The organism is Hydrogenophaga sp., assembly GCF_018780385.1.
In the GTDB taxonomy this organism is placed as follows: domain Bacteria; phylum Pseudomonadota; class Gammaproteobacteria; order Burkholderiales; family Burkholderiaceae_C; genus Hydrogenophaga.
Map to the genome: position 1 here is coordinate 20,617 of NZ_JADMJO010000018.1, position 20,777 is coordinate 41,393.

The following is a 20,777-nucleotide window of genomic DNA, read 5'->3' on the forward strand; positions in this document are numbered from 1 at the left end:
CAGGCTCCTGGTTCAGATTTCACCCGACGGGGACTGTGTCGACGGCATCACTTCGTGCAGAAACGCCGCCACGCTGGCGGCGAAGGCGTCGTTGGCATCACCAGCGATCATGTGACCAGCACCCTTCAGATCGATAAAACGCGCCCGCGGCAGGGTTTGCACCAGGGCGCGCGCATCTTCTTCGCTGATGACGTCGCTGCGCTGGCCGCGCAGCAGCAAAGTGGGCGCCTGCAGGCCGCGCAAAGCGCGCTCGTAGCCGTCCGCATCGCGCCGGTGGTTGTGGTTGGCCTCGCTCATCAGTTGCGGGTCCCAATGCCAATTCCAGAGACCTTGCGCATTCATGCGCAGGTTTTTCTTCAGCCCCTCAACCGGTCCTTCCATGGGTCGGCCCCGGTAGGCGGCGATATGCTGGGCGGCCTCTTCAAGTGACGCAAAACCATCGGGCCGAGCCCGCATGAAGCGCACGATGCGCTCGACACCGACTTCTTCCATGCGCGGCGCAATGTCCACCAGCACCAGCGCGTTGATCGGCGGCGCATCGGCGCGGCCCACGGTGGCCATGCTGATGAGGCCACCCAGCGAGGCACCGACCACCGCCAGCGGTGTGCCCAGTTCGCGCCAGATGCAGCACATGGTGTCGGCCAGCGTCTCGATGCGGTAATCGCCATCCTTGGCCCAGGCACTGTCGCCGTGGCCCGGCAAGTCCAGCGCCACGGTGTACCAACCCGCATCGCCCAGCACCTGTGCCGCCTTGCCCCATGCATGGCGGGTTTGCCCGCCACCGTGCAGCAGCAACACCGTGGGCGCGCCGACTGGGCCATAGACGTCGGCCACCAGAGAGCCACCGGCAAAGCCGGGAAATTCCCGGCGCGTCGTCATGATGACGGCCCCACTTCCTGCGCGAAGTCGGCCCCGCTGTCCGCGGTCTGTCCCCAGTCGGCGAAGGTTTTGTAATGTGCGCGCCAAGAGGCCAGCAGTTCATCGCGCGGCAAGTCGGCGTAAGTGCCGTGGTCGTGCACATACTCCATGTGCCTGCGGCCGCTGACATCGAATTCATGAAAGACCGAATCGGCGCGGCCATCGAATTCCAGTGGATGGATACCGGCCTTCTCGCACAAGGAGCGGTTGAAGGCGGGCGTGGCCTTGAGCCACTGCCCGTCAACCCACAGCTCGGTGTAACCGTGAAAGACGAACAGATCGGTGCCCATCATGTCTTGCAGGCGCTTGCTGCTCAGGTGGTTGCGAACGTCGGCATAGCCCAGCCGTGCCGGCACGCCCAGGACGCGGGCTGCCGCTGCCAGCAGCGCCGCCTTGGGCACGCAAAAGCCACGCCCGGCCTCGATCACGCGACTGCCCTTCAAACCCTCGACCGTGGTGTCAAAGCAGTAGGGGTCGTAGAGAAACTCGTCACGCACGGCGTAATAGAGCTTGACTGCGATCTCGCGCGGCGCCATGGCAGGGTCGGCCACCCGGTGCGCGAACGCGATCACCGCCGAGTGATCGCTGTCCACGTAGCGGCCGGGCGCGAGATAAGCCGACGGATCGTTCGAAGGGGTGATTGGGGTTTGCATAGTCACTTCCATGTCATTGATCCTTGACGCTCAGGCACTTTGGCGGTTCGGCCAGCGCAAAGCCATTGAAGGGTTTGGATCGATCATGAGCCTGCAATTTCCAGGTCGGTCGGGCATTGGGCACGCCACCATCGACCCGAATGCAAGAACCCGTGATGAAAGCCGCCGCCTCGCACAGCAAAAACACAATCGCCGCCGAAATCTCGGCCTCGGTGCCATAGCGTTGCAGCGGCACCTTGGTCTTCAGGCTGCGCAGTTCGGCCTGCATCTCGGGGCTGTAGGTATCAAAGCCGCTGCTGGCAATCCAGCCCGGTGCCACGGCGTTGACACGCACGCCGGCGCAGGCCCATTCGCAAGCCGCCGTCTCGGTGAACGACAGCATGCCGGCACGCGCCGCACCGCTGTGCGCCATGGTCGGCATGCCGCCCCAGATGTCGGCGATGATGTTGACAATGGCGCCGCCATGGAACTCCATGGACTGGTTGAAGGCTTCGCGCGCCACCAGGAAGCCGCCGGTGAGGTTGCTGCGCACCACCGCATCCCAGCCCTTCAGGCTGATGTCCTTGACCGGCTGCGGGTACTGGCCACCCGCGTTGTTGACGAGACCATCGATCTTGCCGTGCTGTGCGATCACGTCGGCGATCATGGCCTTGACGCCCGCCTCGTCGCGAATGTCGCAAGCGTGGATACTGGCCCGGCCGCCGGCCTGCGTGATTTCAGCTTGCACAGCTTCCAGCTTCTCGACGCGGCGACCGACAAGCGCGACGCTGGCCCCTAGGTTGGCCAGTTCGTGCGCGGTGCAGCGGCCAATGCCACTGCCACCACCGGTGACGATAACGGTTTGACCAACAAACAGGCCAGGGCGGAACACGGAACGGTAGGTAGATTGAGACATGATGGACATTTCCTTTCTGCACCCTCAGGCTCGCAGCATGAAATTGCCGTGGCCAAGGGCGATGGGCTTATCGGGGCTGGATTGCCATGCCTGGATGCGCAGGTTCGCCACACGCTGGCCCAGCTTGACCATCACGACGTTGGCATAGGTGTCCTGCGGACGGCCCGAGCGCAGGTAATCAATGTTGAAATCGATGGTCTTGGGCAAGTCCCGGCTGTCCATGTGCCACAGCAGGTAGAACAATCCGGCGCATTCCAGAAACCCTCCGGTGGCACCGCCATGCAGAGCCGGCAGCATGGGGTTGCCTATCAGTTTTTCCTGGAAAGGCAAGACGCAGGTGAACTCCTCGCCCTTGACATCAATGCGCAGGTCCAGAAAACGCGCAAAGGGCACCGCCTGGATCACTTCGCTCCAGTCACCCTGGGCGCGCGCATGGTCAATTTGTTCGGTCCATTTCATCGTGGCACATCCTCGTTGCGCAATACCGGTCGCCCGGAAGTAAACATGTAAATGCCGACTGCGGTGGCTATTGGGTCGTCCAACGTGTCGTGGTAAGCGGCGCCACGGACGAACGCCAGTTCTGCAGTCAACTTGTAGCAAACGGCTCCCCCCAGAATCGCCCGCCCGGGCGTCGCGGGCTTGAGGTAGTCGATGCGCAAGTCCAGCGTGGCCATCGGCCGTATCTCCGGCAGCTTGACGAAAATCGCGAATCCGAGCGCGGCGTCGAGCAGCGCAGTGATGACTCCGCCATGCAAAACCCTGGTCTGCGGATCGCCCACCAGTGCTTCCTGGTACTCGACTTTGAGCACGCACCAGTCGGTGTGCACCGCGTGCGGCAGGAAGCCCAGTTCGCGGTTATACGGCGACACATGGGCGAACTTTTGCCATCGCTTGGCGATTTCTTCTTCTTTGATGATGTGTGTTTCTGTCATCTCGACATGTCTCCAGACAAGGTGAGGGTGGGCTCTTCGCTGGCCGCCGTCACCGGATACCAGCGGGTCGCGGCTGGCGTTTCTTCATGGCGCACATGGCCGGCACGCTGCAGCCACAGCAGGTGCGCCAGGGTTTCGCCCATGGCCAGGTAAGCATGCAGCGGGTCGCTCTGCGCGCCATAAACGGCGTAGCCGAGTTCGGTGGCATTCATGCCCCCCTCGCCCAGACGCGCCAAGAACTTGCGCAGTGCCCTCTGGTGGTGCGCCACCAGTCCATGCGCGCGCTCGACCCCGGCGTGGTAGACGCCGTGGTGGGCTGGCAAGACGTACTCGATGTCCAGTCCCGCAATGGTGCGCAGGCTATCCAGGTAACGTGGCAGCGGATCGGTTTCGCCATAGGGCCAGACACCAATGTTGGGTGTGATGCGCTCGAGCAACTGGTCGCCCGTGAGCAGCAATTTCAGCTTGGGCTCGTACAAGCAGATTTGGGCAATGCTGTGTCCACCAAGCACCAGCACGTCGAAAGCATGATCGCCGATGTGCAAGGTCTGGCCGGCTTCGAGCGGCTCGACGCGAGTCGGCACGGCACAGGCCATATTGCTTTGCAACACCCCGCCCACCACCTGATGCGCATCTTCCGGCGCCACCCCATGGCGGCACATGAAGTCGATACAGTAAGCGCGGTCATCGATGCTGACCACGTGCGTCTGCCGCGCCACCGCCACCTCCTCCTCGCGCATCAGGATCGGAGCCCCGGTGCGCTCGTGCAGCCACACCGCCAGCCCGAGGTGGTCGGGGTGGTGGTGCGAGACGATGATGCGCGTCAAGCCAGCCGCCAGCGGGCCTTCCAATGCGCGCAGCCACAAGGCCCGCGCCGCCTCGCAATCGGCACCCGTGTCGAATAGGCACCAACCCTCGCTGTCGCGAATCAGGTAGATGTTGACGTGGTCGATGCCATAGTCCACCGGCAGCGTGAACATCAGGATGCCGGGCAGGACCTCCTTCAGAGGCAGCTCGACCAACCCGTCAATGACTGAAGTAGCTCGAGAGGTGCTCATGTTCACAACCGTTTCGCCACTTCTTCGAGCATGACCTCGGTGGCACCGCCACCGATAGCTTGGACGCGTGCGTCGCGCACCATACGCTCGATCGCGGCCTCGCGCATGTAGCCGAAGCCGCCGTGGAACTGCTGGCAGTCATAGACCACATCGTTGACCAGCTCGCCGCACAGCGCCTTGACCATCGACACCTCCTTGACGCAGTCGCGCCCCTGCGCGTCCAGCCAGGCCGCGTGGTAAACCAACTGGCGGGCCGCCGCCACCTGCGCTGCCCGCATGGCCATGCGCTGGCGAATCGCCTGCTTGTCCCACAGCGTGGCGCCGAAGGCCTTGCGCTCGCGCACATAGGCCAGCGTCAGCTCGATCGCGCGTGCGGCCTCGCCCATCACCTGCGCACCTAGCACCATGCGCTCGTTCTGGAAGTTGCGCATGATCTGGTAGAAGCCCTTGTTCTCTTCGCCCAGCAGGTTGGCGGACGGCACGCGGCAGTCCTCGAACACCAGCTCGGCGGTGTCGCTGCACAGCCAGCCGCTCTTGTTGAGCGCACGCCCGACCCGAAAACCCGGGGTGCCCTTCTCGACGATGAAGATCGAGATACCGCGCGAACCCTTGGCGCTCGGATCGGTCTTGGCGGCGACAAAGTACACGTCGCCATGCACGCCGTTGGTGATGAACATCTTGCTTCCGTTGATGACCCAGTGCTCACCGTCGCGCACCGCGCGTGTGCGGATGCCGGCCACGTCGGAGCCGGCATCGGGCTCGGTGACCGCCACAGCGCAGATCTTCTCGCCACCGATGATGGGCGGCAGGTAGCGTGCGAGCTGCTCTGGCGTGCCAAAGTTGGCCAGGTGCGGCGAGGCCATGTCGGTGTGCACCATCACCGTCACGGCGAAGCCGCCGTAAGTGGAACGGCCGAGTTCTTCGGCCAGGATGGCGCTGTACACGGTGTCGAGTTTCGAGCCGCCGTACTTTTCGTCGTAGCGTATGCCCAGATAGCCCAGTTCGCCCATCTTGCGCAGCAGCGCGCGCGGCACCATGCCCTGATCTTCCCAGAGCGCGGCGTGCGGCACTACTTCCTGCTCGACAAAGCGGCGCAGGTTGTCCCGGAACTGCCGGTGTTGCTCGTCAAAATAAATCGGCTCGTTCATTGCTTTTCCTCGGATTCGATTGTTTCCATGATCGCCAGCACATCACCACCGCGCACCGCGTCGCCGACGCGGCAACGCAGCTCGGCCACACGTCCCGGCGCTACCGCGCTCAGCGTATGCACCATCTTCATCGCTTCCATCTGCACCAGCGTGTCGCCCGCGTTCACACTCATGCCTACACTGACCTGCACCTGCGTCACCAGACCGGGCATGGGGGCGAGCAGGAGATTGCCGCCCAGCTCATCGGCACCCGCCGCGCCCTTGAGTGCGCGCTGCCAGCGATCGAGCCGGCGCCAGGCCCACGTGCCGCTCGGGCCAGAGAGCCACACGCGTTCGCCTTGCTTGGCGTGCTGCTCCACCGCCACCGTGAAGCGAACCGTCAGGCCGTCGCGCTGCAACGCCAGGGTGTCGCCGGCCAACACCGCCGCCAGGGTCAACTCCCGATCGCCGACGCACACACGCCAGCTGTCACCCTGCGGCGAGACGCTGACTTCATGCACGCAGCGCTGCTCGTCTTCGAGCAGCACCTGTGTGCTGCCAGTGCCACTCCCAGCGCCGGCCGCGCGCCAGGCCCCGAGCGACTGCCAGGCCGAGCGCCCGGCCGTCGCCTGTTTGATCAGCACGCCGTGCAAGGCGGCAGCCGCGATGGCCAGCCCATCGTCCGTGCGCGGCTGCCAGCCTGTGGGAAAGGCGCGTTCGATGTAATGTGTGGTGAGTACTTGCGCGAAGTGGTCATGGCGCAGCAGATCGGCCAGAAAACCGAGATTGCAGTGCACGCCGAGCAGCACCGTGTCGTCCAATGCCGTGGCGAGCCGCCGTGCGGCGGTCGGCCGGTCGTCGGCATGGGCAATTACCTTGGCCAGCATGGAGTCGTAATAAGGCGTAACCTGACTGCCGTTGCGCACGCCGCTGTCGACCCGAACGCCCTCGCCGCGCGGCTCGCGGTAGTCGATCAGGGCGCCGATCTCGGGCGCAAAACCCGCCGCCGGATTCTCCGCGCAGACACGCGCCTCGATCGCGCAGCCGCGCTGCGTCAGGTCCGGCTGGGCGAAGCCGAGCGGCTCACCAGTGGCCACCCGCAGCTGCCATTCGACCAAATCGATACCGACCGTCAACTCGGTCACCGGGTGCTCGACCTGCAGCCGGGTGTTCATTTCCAGGAAGAAGGTGTCGCCGCTGCGGCTGTCGTGGATGAACTCGATGGTGCCGGTGCTGTCGTAGCCGATGGCGTGCCCGATCGTCAGCGCGTGCGAAAACAGGGCCTCGCGCACGGCGGGAGGCAGGTGTGGCGCGGGCGCTTCCTCAATCACTTTCTGGTGGTTGCGCTGGATCGAACATTCGCGCTCGAACAAATGGACCAGATGCCCGTGCTTGTCGCCCAGCAACTGCACTTCGAGGTGGCGTGGCTCGTCGAGGTAGCGTTCCAGCAGCACGCGGTCGTCGCCGAACGAAGCCTTCGCTTCGCGTCGCACGGTATCCAGCGCGGCCGAGAAGTCAGCCGCGCTGCGCACCACCCGCATGCCCTTGCCGCCGCCGCCGGCCGAGGCCTTGATCAGCACCGGGTAGCCGATGCCCCCGGCCGCCGCCTGCAAGACCGCAGAGTCCTGGTCGTCGGCGTGGTAGCCCGGCACCACCGGCACGCCGGCTCCGAGCGCGATGCGCTTGGATTCGATCTTCGAGCCCATGCGCCGGATCGCTTCGCGCGAGGGGCCCACAAAAATGAGCCCGACGGCTTCGCAGGCGTCAATCAGGGCCAGGCTTTCCGACAAAAAGCCGTAGCCCGGATGGATGGCCTGCGCACCGGCGGCACGCGCCGCGGCCACGATGGCAGCGGCATCAAGATAGCTGCGCGCGGCCTCCGGCGCTCCGATGCGCACGGCCGTATCGCACAGGGCCACGTGCAGCGCCTCGCGGTCGGCGTCGGAATAGACCGCCACCGTGCGCAAGCCCATGCGGCGCGCGGTGCGGGCGATGCGGCAGGCGATCTCCCCGCGATTGGCAATCAGGAGGGTGTTAAACATCAGTCGCACGCCTTCATGCCAACACTCAGACCTGCCGCCACACCGGCAGCCGCTTGCCAAAAAAGGCTGCAATGCCGTCGCGCCCTTCTTCGGTTTCCCAGGCGTCGGCCAGCTTGTCAGCGGTGTAGATCATGTTGGTGGGCAGATCGTGCGCCTGCACATAGGCCACCAGCTTCTTGGTGGCCGCCACCGCGCCGGGCGCGCACTGCAGCAGGTCGGCGAGTTCGCGTTCAATGGCCGCGTCGAGCTGATCGGCCGCCACCACTTCTGAGAGCAGGCCCAGGCGCTGCGCCTCTGCCGCGCTCATGCGGCGCGCCGTCAGGAAGGTGCGCCGGGCGTTGGCTTCACCCATGCGCGCCACAACGTAGGGCGCGATGTTGGCCGGCAGCAGGCCCAGGCGCACCTCGGTCAGCGAGTAGATGCCGGTATCGACCGCGATCGTGATGTCACAGACCGAGATCATGCCGACGCCGCCGCCATACGCGGGGCCATTGATGCGGCCAATGACGGGCATAGGCAGCTCGTTCAGGGCGCGCAGCATGAGCGCCAGATCGCCGCTTTCGCCCACGCGCTCGGTCCGGCTCTTTTTCATGTTGTCCTGCATCCAGCCCAGGTCACCACCGGCGCAAAAGGTCTTGCCGGTGCCGGTGAGCACCACCGCGCGCACGCCCGGCGCTACGGCCAGCCAATCGACGGCACGGCGCAGCTCGCTGATCAGGGTGGCGTTGAGCGCGTTATGGGTGTCGGGGCGGTTGAGCGTGAGGCGGGCCACGCCGCGCGCGTCGACGACCAGTTGCAGGGTCTCGTAGGTGGGTGTGTTCATAGAGGTTCTCTTACATGCGGTAAACAGGGGTTGCCGTACTCGGCAACGCACGGCGCGCCGCCAGCGCCAGCGCCAGGCCCAGCACGTCGCGCGAGGCCGAGGGTTCGATCAGACCGTCGTCCCACAGCCGGGAGGTGGCGTAATAGGGATCGCTCTGGCGCGCGTACTGCTCGCGTACCTTGCGTTCGATATCCAGCAGCCGCGCCTCATCAGCCGGGCCGCGCAGGTTGGAACGCGCCAGCTCGACCATCACGTTGCTGGCAATGTCGGCGCTCATCGTGGCAACTCTGGCACTGGGCCAGGCGAACAGGAATTCGGGCTCAAAGCCGCGGCCGCACATGCCGTAGTTGCCGGCGCCATAAGAGCCGCCAACCACCAACGTGAGCTTGGGCACGCGCGCGCAGGCCATGGCATACACCATCTTGGCGCTGTGCTTGGCAATACCGCCACGCTCGGCCTCGGTGCCAACCATGAAGCCGGGGATGTTCTGCAAAAACAGCAGCGGTACTCCGCGCTGGTTGGCCAGTTCGATGAAATGCGCGCCCTTCAGAGCCGACTCGGCCAGCAGCGCGCCGTTGTTGGCGAGGATGGCGACCGGCTGGCCGTGGATCGCGCCAAAGCCGGTCACCAGCGTATCTCCCCACAACGGTTTGAACTCGTGGAAAGCGCTGCCGTCGAGCAGCCGCGCAATGATTTCGCGCGCGTCGTAGGGCTGTTTGGGGTCGACCGGTACGACGCCATCGAGCTCAATCGGGTCGTAACGTGGTGCGCTGGGCGGCAGCGGCGGCACCATGGGCGGCTCGGGCGGCAGGCTGGCGACGATCTGACGCAGCATGGCCAGCGCCTGATGCTCGTCCTCGGCCAGGTGGTCGCTGACACCGGAGACACGGCTGTGCATCTCCGCGCCGCCCAGGGTTTCGCCGTCGACCACTTCGTTGATCGCGATCTTGACGATGGACGGGCCACCCAGATGAATGCGTGCGTTACCGCGCACCATCACCACTTCGTCCGACAGCGCGGGAATGTAGGCGCCGCCCGCGGTGCAACCGCCGAACACGGCCGAGAGCTGCGGCAGGCCAGCCTGCGACATGCGGCACTGGCGGTGGAAGCTGTTGCCGAAGTGGTCCTTGTCGGGAAACACGCGGTCCTGCTCCGGCAAAAAGGCGCCGCCGCAATCCACCAGGTACAGGCAGGGCAGGCGCAGGCGCTGGGCAATCTCCTGCGCCCGTATGTGTTTTTTGACGGTTTCATGGAAGAACGAGCCGCCCTTGACGGTGGCATCGTTGGCAATGAACATGCAGGGCCGCCCGGCCACCATCCCGACGCCGGTGACGATGCCCGCACCCGGCACCTCGTTGCCATACTGATCCCAGGCCGCCAGCGGCGAGAGTTCCAGGAAGGCGCTACCGTCATCGACGATGAAGTCGATGCGCTCGCGCACCAGCAGCTTGCCGCGCTCGCGGTGGCGCTGGATGTGCGCGTCGCGCCCGCCGGTGGCCACCTCGGCCAGGCGTGCGCGCAGAAGAGCGATCTGGCCCGCGTGGTGTGCAAGGTTGTCGCGGAAGCCCGGACCTTGCACATCGACCAGCGTTTGAATCACGGACATCCTGTTTCGTCCTTTGAAGCGCGGTCAGACCGCGGCGTAGCCACCATCGACCACCAACTCGGCACCCATGACGGTGGACGACTCATCGGAGGCCCCGGAACAGCACCACCGCCGACACTTCCTGATGCTGCACCGCCCGCCCAATTGGAGTGGTGCCGAGCAGCGATTTGTGATCGGCCGGATCGCTCAACAAGTCCTTGGTCATCGGCGTCTCGATGGCGCCAAGGTGAACCGAATTGACACGAATATTGAAAGGGGCGAGATAGGGCGCGCTGGCCATACTGAACAGCCGTACCTCGCCCTTGGAAGCCCCATAGGCACAGGGTGCGCCTAACGGCCGTAGATAGACAGGATGTTGATGATCGAGCCACCACCTGCCTGCTTCATCGTCGGCACCCCCGTCCGCGTGCCGAAAAAGGGGTAGCGCACGTTGACGTTGAACATGCGGTCCCACTCCGCCGCGCTGACGAACGCCCGCCGCGACGGTTTCGCCAATCCCGGCGTTCATGTCCGCGACAGGCAGCTCGCAGTGGACCTGGCCCATGCCCATCGCACTGCCCGTCACCAGAATGACCTTGTCCTGTACTCGACCAATGACCTTCTCCTTGTCATGTGATTCAGCGCACCGCCCCACAAATCTCTTGCATTCGCTGGCCGGCGCGAAATCCCTTGAGCGAGCCGCTGTGCATCACATGGCCCGACAGGGTGCGGCCGATGACGCGTTCGGCCAGAAGGGACGCCTCGATCAGCGCCTCTAAATCGATGCCGGTCTCGATGCCCAGTTCCTGGCACATGAACACCATGTCTTCGGTGCAGATATTGCCGGCCGCGCCACCGTGCGTGTGACCCGCGAACGGACAGCCGCCCAGACCGGCGACCGAACTGTCGAACAGCCGCACGCCCATTTGCAAGGCGGCATAAACGTTGGCACCGCCGACGCCGCGCGTGTCGTGCAGGTGCAGGCCGATCTGAGCCTCCGGCACGATCGCGCGCACCGCGCCGACGCGGCGCTTGATCTCCTCGGGATTTGCCCAGCCCATGGTGTCGGCCAAGTAGACCGCCGGCAGCGGCACACGCCGGTCGGCGCAGGCATCGACCAGCCAGCGGACCTGATCGGTGAGGACCGACAGCGGCACGGCGCCACCGAGATTGCAGCCAAAGGCCGTGATCACGTAGGCCTTTTCCACCGGAATGCCCAGGGCGATGTAGCGGTCCAGCCAGCCGAGCTGGCGTTCACGCATCTCGGCCACGCTGCAATTGTTGTTGCGCTGCGAAAACGGCTCGGTTGTGTAGAACATCAGCTTGCCGTCCAGATCCACCTGTTCACAGGCGCGCGCCCGCTCGAAGCCGTTGTCGTTGAGCCAAAGCGCCGTGTAGCGGGTTCCAGGGCGCTTGATGATGGCGGCGAACAATTCGGACGTGTCGGCCATCTGCGGCACCGCGCGCGCACTGACAAAGGACGCAACCTGGATCTGCCTCAGACCCGAGAGGCTCAAAGCGTCAATCAGCGCGGCGCGGTCCGCCCGCGGATAGGTTTTTGGCTCCATCTGGAAGCCCTCGCGCGGGCCCTCCTCATGGAACTCGACGGAGGCAGGCAAGTTGCTCATCGCTTGTACCTCCTTCGATCAAGCCGGGCTGACTTCGGCCAGCACCTGGTGGCGCTCAACCATGTCGCCAACCCGGCAGCGCAGGCTGCTCAGGCTGCCTTCGAACGGCGCCGTGACGTGCAACTCCATCTTCATCGATTCGAGCACGATCACGGTCTGGCCGATGGCAACCTTCTCACCGACCACCGACTTGACCGCCACCACCTTGCCCATCATCGGCGCGCCCAGTTGCCCGCTGGCGGCAGCGTCACCGGCGCCCCCCCCCAGATAGGGTCGTGCCGTGAACAAGCTGCTGCCCAACGCACTGGCGAGTTCGGTCTGCCGCGCGTCGCCCCGGATCGTCAGTTCCAGCGCCCGCCCGCCACATTGCAGCAGGAAGCGTCCGGCCGCGAGCGGCTGGAGCGTGGCGCTCACCTGCTGTTCGCCAATGACCAGCGTACTGCTGCCCTGGTCATCGCGCATCGAAAACCGCACTGGCCACTCCGCCGCGCCCGCCTTCAACACAAGGACCGGCTGGGGTGCGGCCTGAATCGGCCCACTGCTCAGGCGCCAGCCCGTGAAACCGTCCCAGAGGGTCCAGCAGCCCAGCGCGGACGACTCGGCACGCCGTTGCGCCAGCCAGTGCAGCGCGGCAGCAGCCAGATGCTCAAGAGGCGGCGCGGCGGGAGCCACCACGCCGCGCTGCGCGTGGCGCTCGTCGATCAGGCGGGTGTGAAATGTGGCATCGCGGGTCTCCGGCCATTCCAGCAGTTCATGCAGAAATTCCAGGTTGGTGACCAGGCCGATCACCGTGCTTTCGCGTAATCCGGCCACCAGCGCCCGGCGCGCCGACTCGCGGTCGGGCCCGTGCGCGATGAGCTTGGCGATCATTGAGTCGTAGTGCGGCGAGATTTCGTCGCCGCTGTCTACCCCGGACTCAATGCGCACGCCCGCGCGCGAAAAATCGACCACCTGCAGCCGCCCGGTGGCCGGTAAAAATCCCGCAGCGGCGTCTTCAGCGCACAGCCTGGCCTCGAAGGCGTGACCGGTGCACCGCACGTCGGCTTGCGCCAGCGGCAGGCTGTCGGTGTCGGCAATGCGCAGTTGCAGTTCGACCAGATCGAGGCCAGTGACTTCTTCGGTCACCGGGTGTTCGACCTGCAGGCGCGGATTGACCTCCAGGAAATAATGTTCCTCGCCCGTGACGACAAACTCCACCGTGCCCAGGCCGCGGTAATTCACGCCAGAGGCCAGCTTGACCGCATCGGCCAGGATAGCTTCACGCAGACGCGGGCTGAGACCGCTTGACGGCGCTTCTTCAATCACTTTTTGATGGCGCCGCTGCAAGGTGCACTCGCGCTCGAACAGGTGGATGGCGTGGCCCTGGCCATCACCGGCCACCTGCACCTCCAGGTGGCGCACATGCGGCAGGTAGCGCTCGACGATCAGTTCGCCGTTGCCGAAGGCTTTTTCGGCCTCGCGCATGGCACTCTCGATGCGCGACTCCAGCCCCTCCAGCGTCTCGACCACCGCCATGCCACGGCCACCGCCACCAGCCACGGCCTTGAGCAGCACGGGCAGCTTCATACCGCGCACCAGATTCAACACCTCGGCTGGGTCGGTCATGCCGCTTTCGCTGCCGGGAATGACCGGCACGCCGAGGCGGGCTGCCTCGCGCTTGGCACTGGCTTTGCCGCCGACGCGCTCAATGGTGTCGGCCCGGGGTCCAATGAAGGTCAAGCCAGCCGCATCCAGTGCGCGCACAAAGGCCGGATTTTCCGAGACAAAACCATAGCCCGGATGAACGGCGTCGGCGCCCACACGCCGGGCCGCCGCGATGATGGCATCGATGTTCAGATAACTCTCGCTGGGCGCTGCACCCCCGAGTTCGACCGATTCACCGATCTCACGCACATGGCGGGAAAACCGGTCGGCACTGGAGTGCACGGTGGCCACTTCCAGGCCGAGCTTGCGGCAGGTGCGGGCAATGCGGCAGGCGATTTCGCCGCGGTTGGCAATGAGGACTTTCTTAAGCATGCCCAACTCCTGCGGCGAAGTGGGTCATCAATACGGTGTGGATGCGTTGCATGGCTGGCGTCCTTGTTAAAAACGGAAGACACCGAACGGCGTCGGTTTGGCGGCAGTACGGGATGCGAGGTCGAGCAGCAGTCCCATGGCGTCGCGTGTTTCCACCGGATCGATGATGCCGTCCACCCACAAATTCGAGGAGAAGTTCGCAGCAGGCTGGAAGTCTTCGTAAATCTTGCGTACCGGCGCCTTGAACGCCTCTTCTTCCTCGGGCGTCCACTCTTTTCCCTCGGTCTTGTTGATCTGTTTGCGCACCAGCGCCATCACTGTGGCGGCCTGATCCGGACCCATGATGGCCGCGCGACCGGTCGGCCAAGCAAACATCGCGGTCGGGTTGAACGGGCGGCCACACATCGCCAGGTAGCCGGCGCCGTAAGAGGCGCCCATGATGATGGTGTACTTGGGCACGTTGGCCGAGGCCATCGCCGTGATCATCTTGGCCCCGGCTTTGGCAATGCCAGCCTGCTCGGCGGCGCGCCCGACCATGAAGCCGGTCACGTCGGCCATGAACAGCAGCGGGATGTCTCGCTGGCAGCACAGATCGATGAAGTGCGCCGCCTTCATCGCGCTTTCCGGGAACAGCACGCCCTGGTTGGCCAGGATGCCAACCTCGTGGCCATGGATGCGCGCAAAGCCGGTCAGCAGGGTGTCGCCGTACATCGGCTTGAATTCCTGGAACCGGCTGTCATCGACGAAACGCGCCAGAATCTCGCGCGTGTCGGTCGGGATTTTGGTGTCGCGGCTGATGATGCCGTAAATCTCGCGCGGATCGAAGCGCGGAGGCACCGACGGCTGACGCGTCCAGCGTGGCTTGGGCTGCTCACCCAGGTCCCGTACGATTTCACGCGTGATGGCCAGCGCGTGGCGGTCATCTTCGGCAATATGATCAGTGACACCGCTGACGCTGCAGTGCATCTTGGCGCCGCCCAGCGACTCTGCATCCACCGTCTCGCCGGTGGCGGCAAAGGTCAACTCGGGGCCACCGAGGTACATATAGCCTTGTTCCTTGACAATCACCGCCTCGTCGCACAGCGCCGGGATGTAGGCGCCACCAGCCGTGCAAGGCCCCATCACCACGGCAATCTGCTGGATACCCTCGGCCGACATGCGTACCTGGTTGTTGAAAATGCTGCCGAACTGCCCCACATCGGGAAAGATGTTGGCCATCTCCGGCAGGAAGGCGCCACCGCTGTCCACCAGCGTAATGCAGGGCAATCGGTGTGCCCAGGCAATTTGCTGCGCCCGCACATGCTTCTTGCAGGTCATGCCGTAGTAGGTGCCACCCTTTACGGTGGCGTCGTTGGCAATGATCATGCACGGACGGCCCTGCACCAGACCGATGCCGGTGATGATGCTGGCACCCGGCGGCACGCCGTCGTACATGTCCTCGCCGGCAAGCATGCCGACCTCTAGGAAAGGCGAACCTGGATCGAGCAGCACCTCGACGCGATGGCGCGGCAGGATCTTGTTGCGCGCCAGGTGTTTTTCCCGCGCTTTCAGAGGGCCACCGGCCAGCGCCAATTGGCGACGACTCTGCAGGTCCGCAATCACGGCCTGGTAGGCTTTTTGGTTGAGCCGAAATTCGTCGTCGGAAGTCGATATGCGGGAGGAGAGGATGGTCATATGTGATTGCGCCTATTCGCGAGACAAAGCATTCAGCTTCTCAGGCCTTGAACACCGGTGTACGGCGCGCCTCGAAGGCCGCCAGACCTTCGCTGACGTCGTCATCGAGCAGAGCCGCGCTGGCCAGGTCTTCCTCAAGCTGGAGACCGACCTCCGACGAACCCTCCATGCCTTGCCGTGCCAAACGTTTCATGGTGGCCATGCCGATGCGGCTGCGCGTGGCGATCTTGCTGCAATACGCCAGCGCCGCTTCACCCAACTGCTCAGGCTCGACCACATAGTTCACCAGCCCCCACTGCTCGGCGGTGGCGGCATCGATCCAGCGCGCCGAAAAGAACAGGTCCAGGCCACGGCGCAGACCCGCAATGCGTGGCATGCGCTGGCTGCCGCCCCAGCCGGGAATCAGGCCGAACTGGGCATGCTGGTCGCCAAAGCGCGCGTCCTTGGCCGCAAAGATGATGTCGCAGGCCAGCATCAGTTCGCTGCCACCGGCCAGGGTCAGACCCTGGCAGGCCGCCACCACCGGCAAATCGCTGCGTTCCAGGCGCTTGAGCACGCTGTGACCATAGCTGATGAAGTGCTTGAGCCTGGCTGGATCGCCACGCAGCGACTTCACCTCATCCAGGTCGGCGCCGGTGCAGAAGTGCTTGCCTTGCGCCCGGATCAGAATGGCGCGCACACCGGAGTCGGGTTTCTCGAACCCGTCGATGGCGGCCTCGATGGCCGCATGAACGGACATCGACAGGCAATTGAATTTTTCGGGGCGGGCTAACTCGATAATTCCAACGGCGCCGGCACGGCTGATCTCCACTGGGGATGTCTGAATCATTTCTTGCTCTCCTTGGCGTACTGCACGGCGGCGCGGCCCACGCGCTCGCGAGCAACGATCAACTTCATGATCTGCGCCGTGCCGTCGCCGATTTCCAAGCCCATCACGTCGCGCAGACGCTGCTGGTGGGGCAGGTCCATCGACCAGCCGTAGTGCCCAAACGTCAGCAGGCATTGGTGGATCGCGTCGAAAGCGGTCTTGGGGCCCATCCACTTGACCATGGCCGCTTCCGCGGTGTGCGGCTGGCCGGCGTCGCGCAAGGCCAGGCCGTGGTAGCAGAGCTGGCGGCAGGCGGCAATCAGGGTCTCAAACTCGACAATGGGAAAGCTCACGCCCTGGTACTGCGCCAGCGGCGCGCCAAAGGTCTGGCGCTCCTTGACGTATTCCCAAGTTTCGTCGATCGACGCCTGTGCGGCGGCTACGCATTGCAGTGCGATCAGAATGCGACTGAAGTCGAAGCCCTGCATCACCTGCGTGAAGCCTTTGCCCTCGTCGCCCAGCCGGTTCTCGACCGGCACCCGCACATCGTCGAAAAAAACCGAGCCACGGCCGATGATCTTGCTGCCAACATCGTTGAATCGCGTGCGTTGCACGCCGGGCTGATTCAGATCGACCAAGAAGGCACTGATACCGCGCGCGACATCCTCGGGCTTTCCGGTGCGCGCGAACAGCACCATGGCATCGGCCTGGTCGGCAAAGGTGATCGAGGTTTTCTCGCCGGAAAGCACGTACTCGTCGCCCACGCGACGCGCCTTGAGTTGCAGATTGGCGGCATCCGAGCCGCCCCGTGGTTCGGTCAGCCCCAGCGCGACGATGGCCTCGCCCGCCACGATCCGGCTGTTCCAGGTGCGCGCCAGCTCGGGGGACGCATTGGCATGAATGATGGCGCCCATCAGCGAACTGAGCAACTGCATGTAGCTGACGTTGAAGTCGCCATAGGCGATCTCCTCGGTGATGAGGCCAGCCGTGACACCACTCAAGCCCAAACCGCCATATTCCTCGGGCAGATCAACACCGATCAGACCGAGTGAACCCATTTCCTTGAACAACGCCCGGTCGATGCCAGGTTGCGATTCGCGCTTCTGGTAATCGGGCCTGAGCTTCTCTCGTGCAAAGCGGCGCGCCACGTCACGCAGCGCAATCTGGTCATCGTCGAACATCATGGGTAAATCTCCTGACTGACTGTTGTCGAAATCGCCGCCTGCATCACACCGTCAATCCGGACGAAGAATTTGAGGTGCTCGCCAATTGCATGGCTGGTCGTTGTCGCATGATATCATCGAACAGGTGTTAGTTAGATTTTTAAAGAGGCGTTCCCCATGTCCACCGAAGCCACTGTTTTCTTTCCGACGCTACTCTCCGTCCTGAAGGTAGGCGCGCACACCTTTCGCAACCGAACGCTGATGGGATCGATGCACACACGTCTGGAGTCGCTGGATCGGTCGATCGACCGGCTGTCCCTGTTCTATGCCGAGCGCGCACGCGGCGGCGCGGGCCTGATTGTCACGGGCGGCTATGCCCCCTGCCAGGACGGCCTGCTGGATGAAACGGGTCCCCTGCTTGTCACGACGGCACAAGCCGATGTGCTCAGACCGATCCCTCAGGCGGTGCACGCCGAGGGCGGCAAGATCATTCTGCAAATCCTGCACACAGGGCGCTACGCAAAAGTCGCCAGGCCAGTGGGCGCTTCTGACATCCCCTCCCCGATCAACTCCCGCGCGCCTCGCGCCTTGAGCACGGCCGAAGTCTGGCAAACGGTGGAAGACTATGTACGCTGTGCCGAACTGGCGCAACGCGCCGGCTTCGACGGCGTCGAGATCATGGGCTCGGAGGGCTACCTGCTCAACCAGTTCACCGTCACGCGCACGAACAACCGCAGCGACGAATTTGGCGGCAGCATGGAAAATCGTCATCGCCTGCCGGTGGAGATCGTGCGGCGCACGCGCGAACGCCTGGGGTCGCAGTTTCTGCTCATGTATCGGGTTTCGGCGCTCGATCTGGTCGAGGGCGGTGCCCCGGCTGACGACATCATCCAGCTCGCCCAGGCGGTGCAGGCCGCAGGCGCTGACATCCTCAATACAGGCATCGGCTGGCACGAAGCGCGCATCCCGACCATTGCCTACGTGGTGCCGCGCGCGGCGTGGCGCTTTGCGGCGGCCCGCATCAAACAAGCAGTGACGATTCCTGTCATCGTCTCCAACCGGATCAACACGCCCGATCTGGCCGAAGAAATCCTGGCCAGCGGTGACGCCGATATGGTGTCGATGGCGCGCCCCTTCCTGGCCGATGCCGACTTCGTACGCAAGGCGGCGCAGGGCCGCGCCGATGAGATCAACACCTGCATCGCCTGCAACCAAGCCTGTCTCGACTACATCTTCGCCGACCGCCCCGCCACCTGTCTGGTCAATCCACGCGCCGGGCGCGAGCTGGAGTTCTCGCTGATGCCGTCACGGGCCATGCAGCGCAAGGTGGCGGTGATCGGTGCCGGCGCGGCCGGACTGGCCTGCGCGCTGACTGCGGCGGAACGCGGTCATGCGGTCACCCTGTTCGAGGCTGGACCCGAGATTGGCGGCCAGTTGAACCTGGCCCGGGCCGTGCCGGGCAAGCAGGAGTTCAACGAACTGTTGCGCTATTTCAGGCAAGGCGTGGCTCGGCATGGCGTGACGCTCAGGCTCAACAGCCGGGCGGATGCCCCATCTCTCGCTGCCGGTCACTACGACCGCATCGTGATAGCCACCGGCGTGCGCCCGCGCCTGCCGCAGCTCCTGGGCATGGCTCACCCGAAAGTGATGAGCTATGCCGATCTGCTGTCGGGTCGGGTGCAGGCAGGCCGCCGGGTCGCGGTGATCGGCGCCGGTGGCATCGGTTTCGATGTAGCCACCTTCCTGCTGCATGACGAGCATGAGGGTAACGCTGCCAACGCGCCTCAGGCGCTTGAGCAGTTTTACGCTGAATGGGGCGTCGATACCTCGCCCGCAGCTGCGGGTGGCCTCAAACCGGCACAGCCAATCAGCGCGCCACGCGAAGTCACCCTGTTGCAGAGAAAACCTGAAAAGCCTGGACGCAGTCTGGGTATGTCCACTGGCTGGGCACTCAAGGCCGAGCTGGCGCGGCGCGGCCTGCGCACGCTGCCAGGATGCGTCTATGAACACATCGATGACGCCGGGCTGCACCTGCGCGTCAACGGTGTACCGCAGACGCTGAACGTGGACACCATCGTGATTTGCGCCGGCCAGGACAGCGAGAACGCGCTGGTCGCCGAATTGCGCGCGCTCGGCCTGGCGCCCGATGTCATCGGCGGCGCCGAGCTGGCCGCCGAACTCGACGCCTTGCGCGCCATTGACCAAGGCACACGCCTCGGTCTGGCGATTTGAGTCCACTGGAACACCACCATGGATTTCGCCCACAACCAGGAACATGAAGCGATACGCGAAGCAATCGGCAAAATCTGCGCTCGCTTTGACGACAGCTACTGGCTCGAACGGGACCGGCTGGGCGGCTTTCCGCATGAGCTGCACCGCGCTCTAGCCGACGGCGGCTGGCTCGGCGTTTGTCTGCCACAGGAATATGGCGGCGTCGGACTGGGCATCAGTGAAGCGACCGTGATGATGCAGACCATCTCACAGTCGGGTGCGGGGCTGTCTGGCGCATCGGCGGTGCACATGAACATTTTCGGCTTGCAGCCCGTGGCGGTGTTTGGCAACGAGGAGCAGAAACGCCGCATGCTGCCTCCGCTGATCCAGGGCAAGGAGAAAGCCTGCTTCGCCGTCACCGAGCCCAACACCGGCCTGAACACCACCCGTCTGAAAACCCGCGCCGAACGGGCAGGCGACCACTATGTGCTGTCTGGCCAGAAGGTCTGGATATCGACCGCCCAGGTGGCAGAGAAGATGCTCATTCTGGCGCGCACCACTCCGATCGAGGACTGCAAGAAACCGACCTTCGGCCTGAGCCTGTTCTACACCGACCTCGACCGCAGTTTTGTCGAGGTGCGCGAAATCGAAAAGATGGGACGCAAATCGGTCGACTCGAACGAACTCTTCATCGACGGCTTGCGCGTGCCGGTAGGAGACCGCATCGGCGAAGAAGGCCGCGGCTTTGAGTACATCCTGCATGGCATGAACCCGGAGCGGGTGCTGATCGCGGGCGAGGCCGTCGGCCTGGGTCGGGCGGCGCTGCAGGTAGCCGTCAAGTACGCCCGCGAGCGCGTGGTCTTTGACCGGCCCATCGGGCAGAACCAGTCTATCCAGCATCCGCTGGCGCAATCATGGATGGAGCTTGAGGCCGCTGAAATGATGGCGATGCGCGCGGCCTGGAAATACGACAACAGCCTGCCCTGCGGCGCCGACGCAAATGCTGCCAAGTACATGGCGGCCGAGGCTGGTTTCAACGCCTGCCAGCGCGCCATGGCCACGCTGGGCGGCTATGGCTATGCCAAGGAATACCACGTCGAGCGTTATCTGCGCGAAATGATGATTCCGCGCATCGCGCCGATCAGCCCGCAACTCATCCTGTGCTTCATCGCTGAGAAGGTGCTGGGCCTGCCCAAATCCTATTGACATTCACGAGCTCGCGACCGATTTTCTTCCCGCTGAGG

General features: G+C 64.5%; 19 protein-coding genes. 2 read left to right on the plus strand and 17 right to left on the minus strand.

Annotated elements, in window-relative coordinates; genetic code table 11:
* Positions 1 to 12: 12 nt before the first annotated feature.
* From IV113_RS08950 to IV113_RS09030, 17 genes are all read right to left on the minus strand, one after another.
* Complete coding sequence (locus IV113_RS08950) at positions 13 to 879, minus strand: alpha/beta hydrolase (protein WP_056278160.1); 867 nt, start codon at positions 877 to 879, stop codon at positions 13 to 15.
* The gene (locus tag IV113_RS08955) at positions 876 to 1,571 is read right to left on the minus strand and encodes a transglutaminase family protein (RefSeq protein ID WP_235501454.1); all 696 of its coding nucleotides are present in this window, start codon (positions 1,569 to 1,571) and stop codon (positions 876 to 878) included. The genes IV113_RS08950 and IV113_RS08955 overlap by 4 nt, the downstream gene beginning before the upstream one ends.
* Positions 1,572 to 1,584: 13 nt before the next feature.
* Positions 1,585 to 2,466, minus strand: a complete 882-nt coding sequence (locus IV113_RS08960; RefSeq protein ID WP_056278584.1) for an SDR family oxidoreductase — start codon at positions 2,464 to 2,466, stop codon at positions 1,585 to 1,587.
* A gap of 24 nt (positions 2,467 to 2,490) precedes the next feature.
* The gene (locus tag IV113_RS08965) at positions 2,491 to 2,925 is read right to left on the minus strand and encodes a PaaI family thioesterase (RefSeq protein WP_056278166.1); all 435 of its coding nucleotides are present in this window, start codon (positions 2,923 to 2,925) and stop codon (positions 2,491 to 2,493) included.
* Positions 2,922 to 3,398, minus strand: coding sequence for a PaaI family thioesterase (locus IV113_RS08970; protein WP_056278169.1), 477 nt, complete (start codon positions 3,396 to 3,398; stop codon positions 2,922 to 2,924). Before IV113_RS08970 ends, IV113_RS08965 begins: the two co-directional genes overlap by 4 nt.
* Positions 3,395 to 4,456 (minus strand): MBL fold metallo-hydrolase, encoded by a 1,062-nt coding sequence (locus tag IV113_RS08975; protein ID WP_056278172.1) that lies wholly within the window; start codon positions 4,454 to 4,456, stop codon positions 3,395 to 3,397. The genes IV113_RS08970 and IV113_RS08975 overlap by 4 nt, the downstream gene beginning before the upstream one ends.
* Positions 4,457 to 4,458: 2 nt before the next feature.
* Entirely contained in the window at positions 4,459 to 5,604 is a 1,146-nt protein-coding gene (locus IV113_RS08980; protein WP_056278176.1) for an acyl-CoA dehydrogenase family protein, read from the minus strand.
* On the minus strand, positions 5,601 to 7,625 hold the full coding sequence (locus IV113_RS08985; protein ID WP_291083331.1) for a biotin carboxylase N-terminal domain-containing protein: 2,025 nt from the start codon (positions 7,623 to 7,625) through the stop codon (positions 5,601 to 5,603). Before IV113_RS08985 ends, IV113_RS08980 begins: the two co-directional genes overlap by 4 nt.
* Before the next feature lie 25 nt (positions 7,626 to 7,650).
* Entirely contained in the window at positions 7,651 to 8,448 is a 798-nt protein-coding gene (locus tag IV113_RS08990) for a crotonase/enoyl-CoA hydratase family protein (protein ID WP_069047281.1), read from the minus strand.
* A 10-nt stretch (positions 8,449 to 8,458) separates the two neighbouring features.
* Positions 8,459 to 10,054, minus strand: coding sequence for a carboxyl transferase domain-containing protein (locus IV113_RS08995; protein WP_182118930.1), 1,596 nt, complete (start codon positions 10,052 to 10,054; stop codon positions 8,459 to 8,461).
* A gap of 82 nt (positions 10,055 to 10,136) precedes the next feature.
* Positions 10,137 to 10,334, minus strand: coding sequence for an SDR family oxidoreductase (locus tag IV113_RS09000; protein WP_056278186.1), 198 nt, complete (start codon positions 10,332 to 10,334; stop codon positions 10,137 to 10,139).
* Positions 10,335 to 10,384: 50 nt separating this feature from the next.
* On the minus strand, positions 10,385 to 10,498 hold the full coding sequence (locus tag IV113_RS09005; RefSeq protein ID WP_250637255.1) for a hypothetical protein: 114 nt from the start codon (positions 10,496 to 10,498) through the stop codon (positions 10,385 to 10,387).
* Between the two features lie 173 nt (positions 10,499 to 10,671).
* Positions 10,672 to 11,661 carry a hydroxymethylglutaryl-CoA lyase gene (locus IV113_RS09010; protein ID WP_291083342.1) on the minus strand — a complete coding sequence of 330 codons (990 nt, stop codon included), beginning with the start codon at positions 11,659 to 11,661 and terminating at the stop codon, positions 10,672 to 10,674.
* 18 nt (positions 11,662 to 11,679) lie between these two features.
* Positions 11,680 to 13,677 (minus strand): biotin carboxylase N-terminal domain-containing protein, encoded by a 1,998-nt coding sequence (locus tag IV113_RS09015; RefSeq protein WP_291083345.1) that lies wholly within the window; start codon positions 13,675 to 13,677, stop codon positions 11,680 to 11,682.
* A 66-nt stretch (positions 13,678 to 13,743) separates the two neighbouring features.
* Complete coding sequence (locus tag IV113_RS09020) at positions 13,744 to 15,351, minus strand: carboxyl transferase domain-containing protein (protein ID WP_291083347.1); 1,608 nt, start codon at positions 15,349 to 15,351, stop codon at positions 13,744 to 13,746.
* Positions 15,352 to 15,391: 40 nt separating this feature from the next.
* Complete coding sequence (locus IV113_RS09025) at positions 15,392 to 16,180, minus strand: enoyl-CoA hydratase/isomerase family protein (RefSeq protein WP_291083349.1); 789 nt, start codon at positions 16,178 to 16,180, stop codon at positions 15,392 to 15,394.
* Entirely contained in the window at positions 16,177 to 17,343 is a 1,167-nt protein-coding gene (locus IV113_RS09030; RefSeq protein ID WP_291083351.1) for an acyl-CoA dehydrogenase family protein, read from the minus strand. Before IV113_RS09030 ends, IV113_RS09025 begins: the two co-directional genes overlap by 4 nt.
* A 156-nt stretch (positions 17,344 to 17,499) precedes the next feature.
* On the opposite strand from IV113_RS09030, the gene IV113_RS09035 reads away from it, so the two are divergent.
* Positions 17,500 to 19,554, plus strand: a complete 2,055-nt coding sequence (locus tag IV113_RS09035; protein ID WP_291083352.1) for an NADPH-dependent 2,4-dienoyl-CoA reductase — start codon at positions 17,500 to 17,502, stop codon at positions 19,552 to 19,554.
* Between the two features lie 18 nt (positions 19,555 to 19,572).
* Positions 19,573 to 20,739 carry an acyl-CoA dehydrogenase family protein gene (locus tag IV113_RS09040; RefSeq protein ID WP_056278207.1) on the plus strand — a complete coding sequence of 389 codons (1,167 nt, stop codon included), beginning with the start codon at positions 19,573 to 19,575 and terminating at the stop codon, positions 20,737 to 20,739.
* Positions 20,740 to 20,777 lie beyond the last annotated feature (38 nt).

Bases quoted from the DNA above. Each gene is read 5' to 3' on its own strand.
- IV113_RS09035 (WP_291083352.1), top strand. From the start codon at position 17,500: ATGTCCACCGAAGCCACTGTTTTCTTTCCGACGCTACTCTCCGTCCTG.
- IV113_RS09000 (WP_056278186.1), bottom strand. From the start codon at position 10,334: ATGGCCAGCGCGCCCTATCTCGCCCCTTTCAATATTCGTGTCAATTCG.
- IV113_RS08985 (WP_291083331.1), bottom strand. From the start codon at position 7,625: ATGTTTAACACCCTCCTGATTGCCAATCGCGGGGAGATCGCCTGCCGC.
- IV113_RS09020 (WP_291083347.1), bottom strand. From the start codon at position 15,351: ATGACCATCCTCTCCTCCCGCATATCGACTTCCGACGACGAATTTCGG.
- IV113_RS08980 (WP_056278176.1), bottom strand. From the start codon at position 5,604: ATGAACGAGCCGATTTATTTTGACGAGCAACACCGGCAGTTCCGGGAC.
- IV113_RS09010 (WP_291083342.1), bottom strand. From the start codon at position 11,661: ATGAGCAACTTGCCTGCCTCCGTCGAGTTCCATGAGGAGGGCCCGCGC.
- IV113_RS09040 (WP_056278207.1), top strand. From the start codon at position 19,573: ATGGATTTCGCCCACAACCAGGAACATGAAGCGATACGCGAAGCAATC.
- IV113_RS09030 (WP_291083351.1), bottom strand. From the start codon at position 17,343: ATGATGTTCGACGATGACCAGATTGCGCTGCGTGACGTGGCGCGCCGC.
- IV113_RS09015 (WP_291083345.1), bottom strand. From the start codon at position 13,677: ATGCTTAAGAAAGTCCTCATTGCCAACCGCGGCGAAATCGCCTGCCGC.
- IV113_RS08975 (WP_056278172.1), bottom strand. From the start codon at position 4,456: ATGAGCACCTCTCGAGCTACTTCAGTCATTGACGGGTTGGTCGAGCTG.
- IV113_RS08950 (WP_056278160.1), bottom strand. From the start codon at position 879: ATGACGACGCGCCGGGAATTTCCCGGCTTTGCCGGTGGCTCTCTGGTG.
- IV113_RS09005 (WP_250637255.1), bottom strand. From the start codon at position 10,498: ATGTTCAACGTCAACGTGCGCTACCCCTTTTTCGGCACGCGGACGGGG.
- IV113_RS08990 (WP_069047281.1), bottom strand. From the start codon at position 8,448: ATGAACACACCCACCTACGAGACCCTGCAACTGGTCGTCGACGCGCGC.
- IV113_RS08960 (WP_056278584.1), bottom strand. From the start codon at position 2,466: ATGTCTCAATCTACCTACCGTTCCGTGTTCCGCCCTGGCCTGTTTGTT.
- IV113_RS09025 (WP_291083349.1), bottom strand. From the start codon at position 16,180: ATGATTCAGACATCCCCAGTGGAGATCAGCCGTGCCGGCGCCGTTGGA.
- IV113_RS08970 (WP_056278169.1), bottom strand. From the start codon at position 3,398: ATGACAGAAACACACATCATCAAAGAAGAAGAAATCGCCAAGCGATGG.
- IV113_RS08955 (WP_235501454.1), bottom strand. From the start codon at position 1,571: ATGCAAACCCCAATCACCCCTTCGAACGATCCGTCGGCTTATCTCGCG.
- IV113_RS08965 (WP_056278166.1), bottom strand. From the start codon at position 2,925: ATGAAATGGACCGAACAAATTGACCATGCGCGCGCCCAGGGTGACTGG.
- IV113_RS08995 (WP_182118930.1), bottom strand. From the start codon at position 10,054: ATGTCCGTGATTCAAACGCTGGTCGATGTGCAAGGTCCGGGCTTCCGC.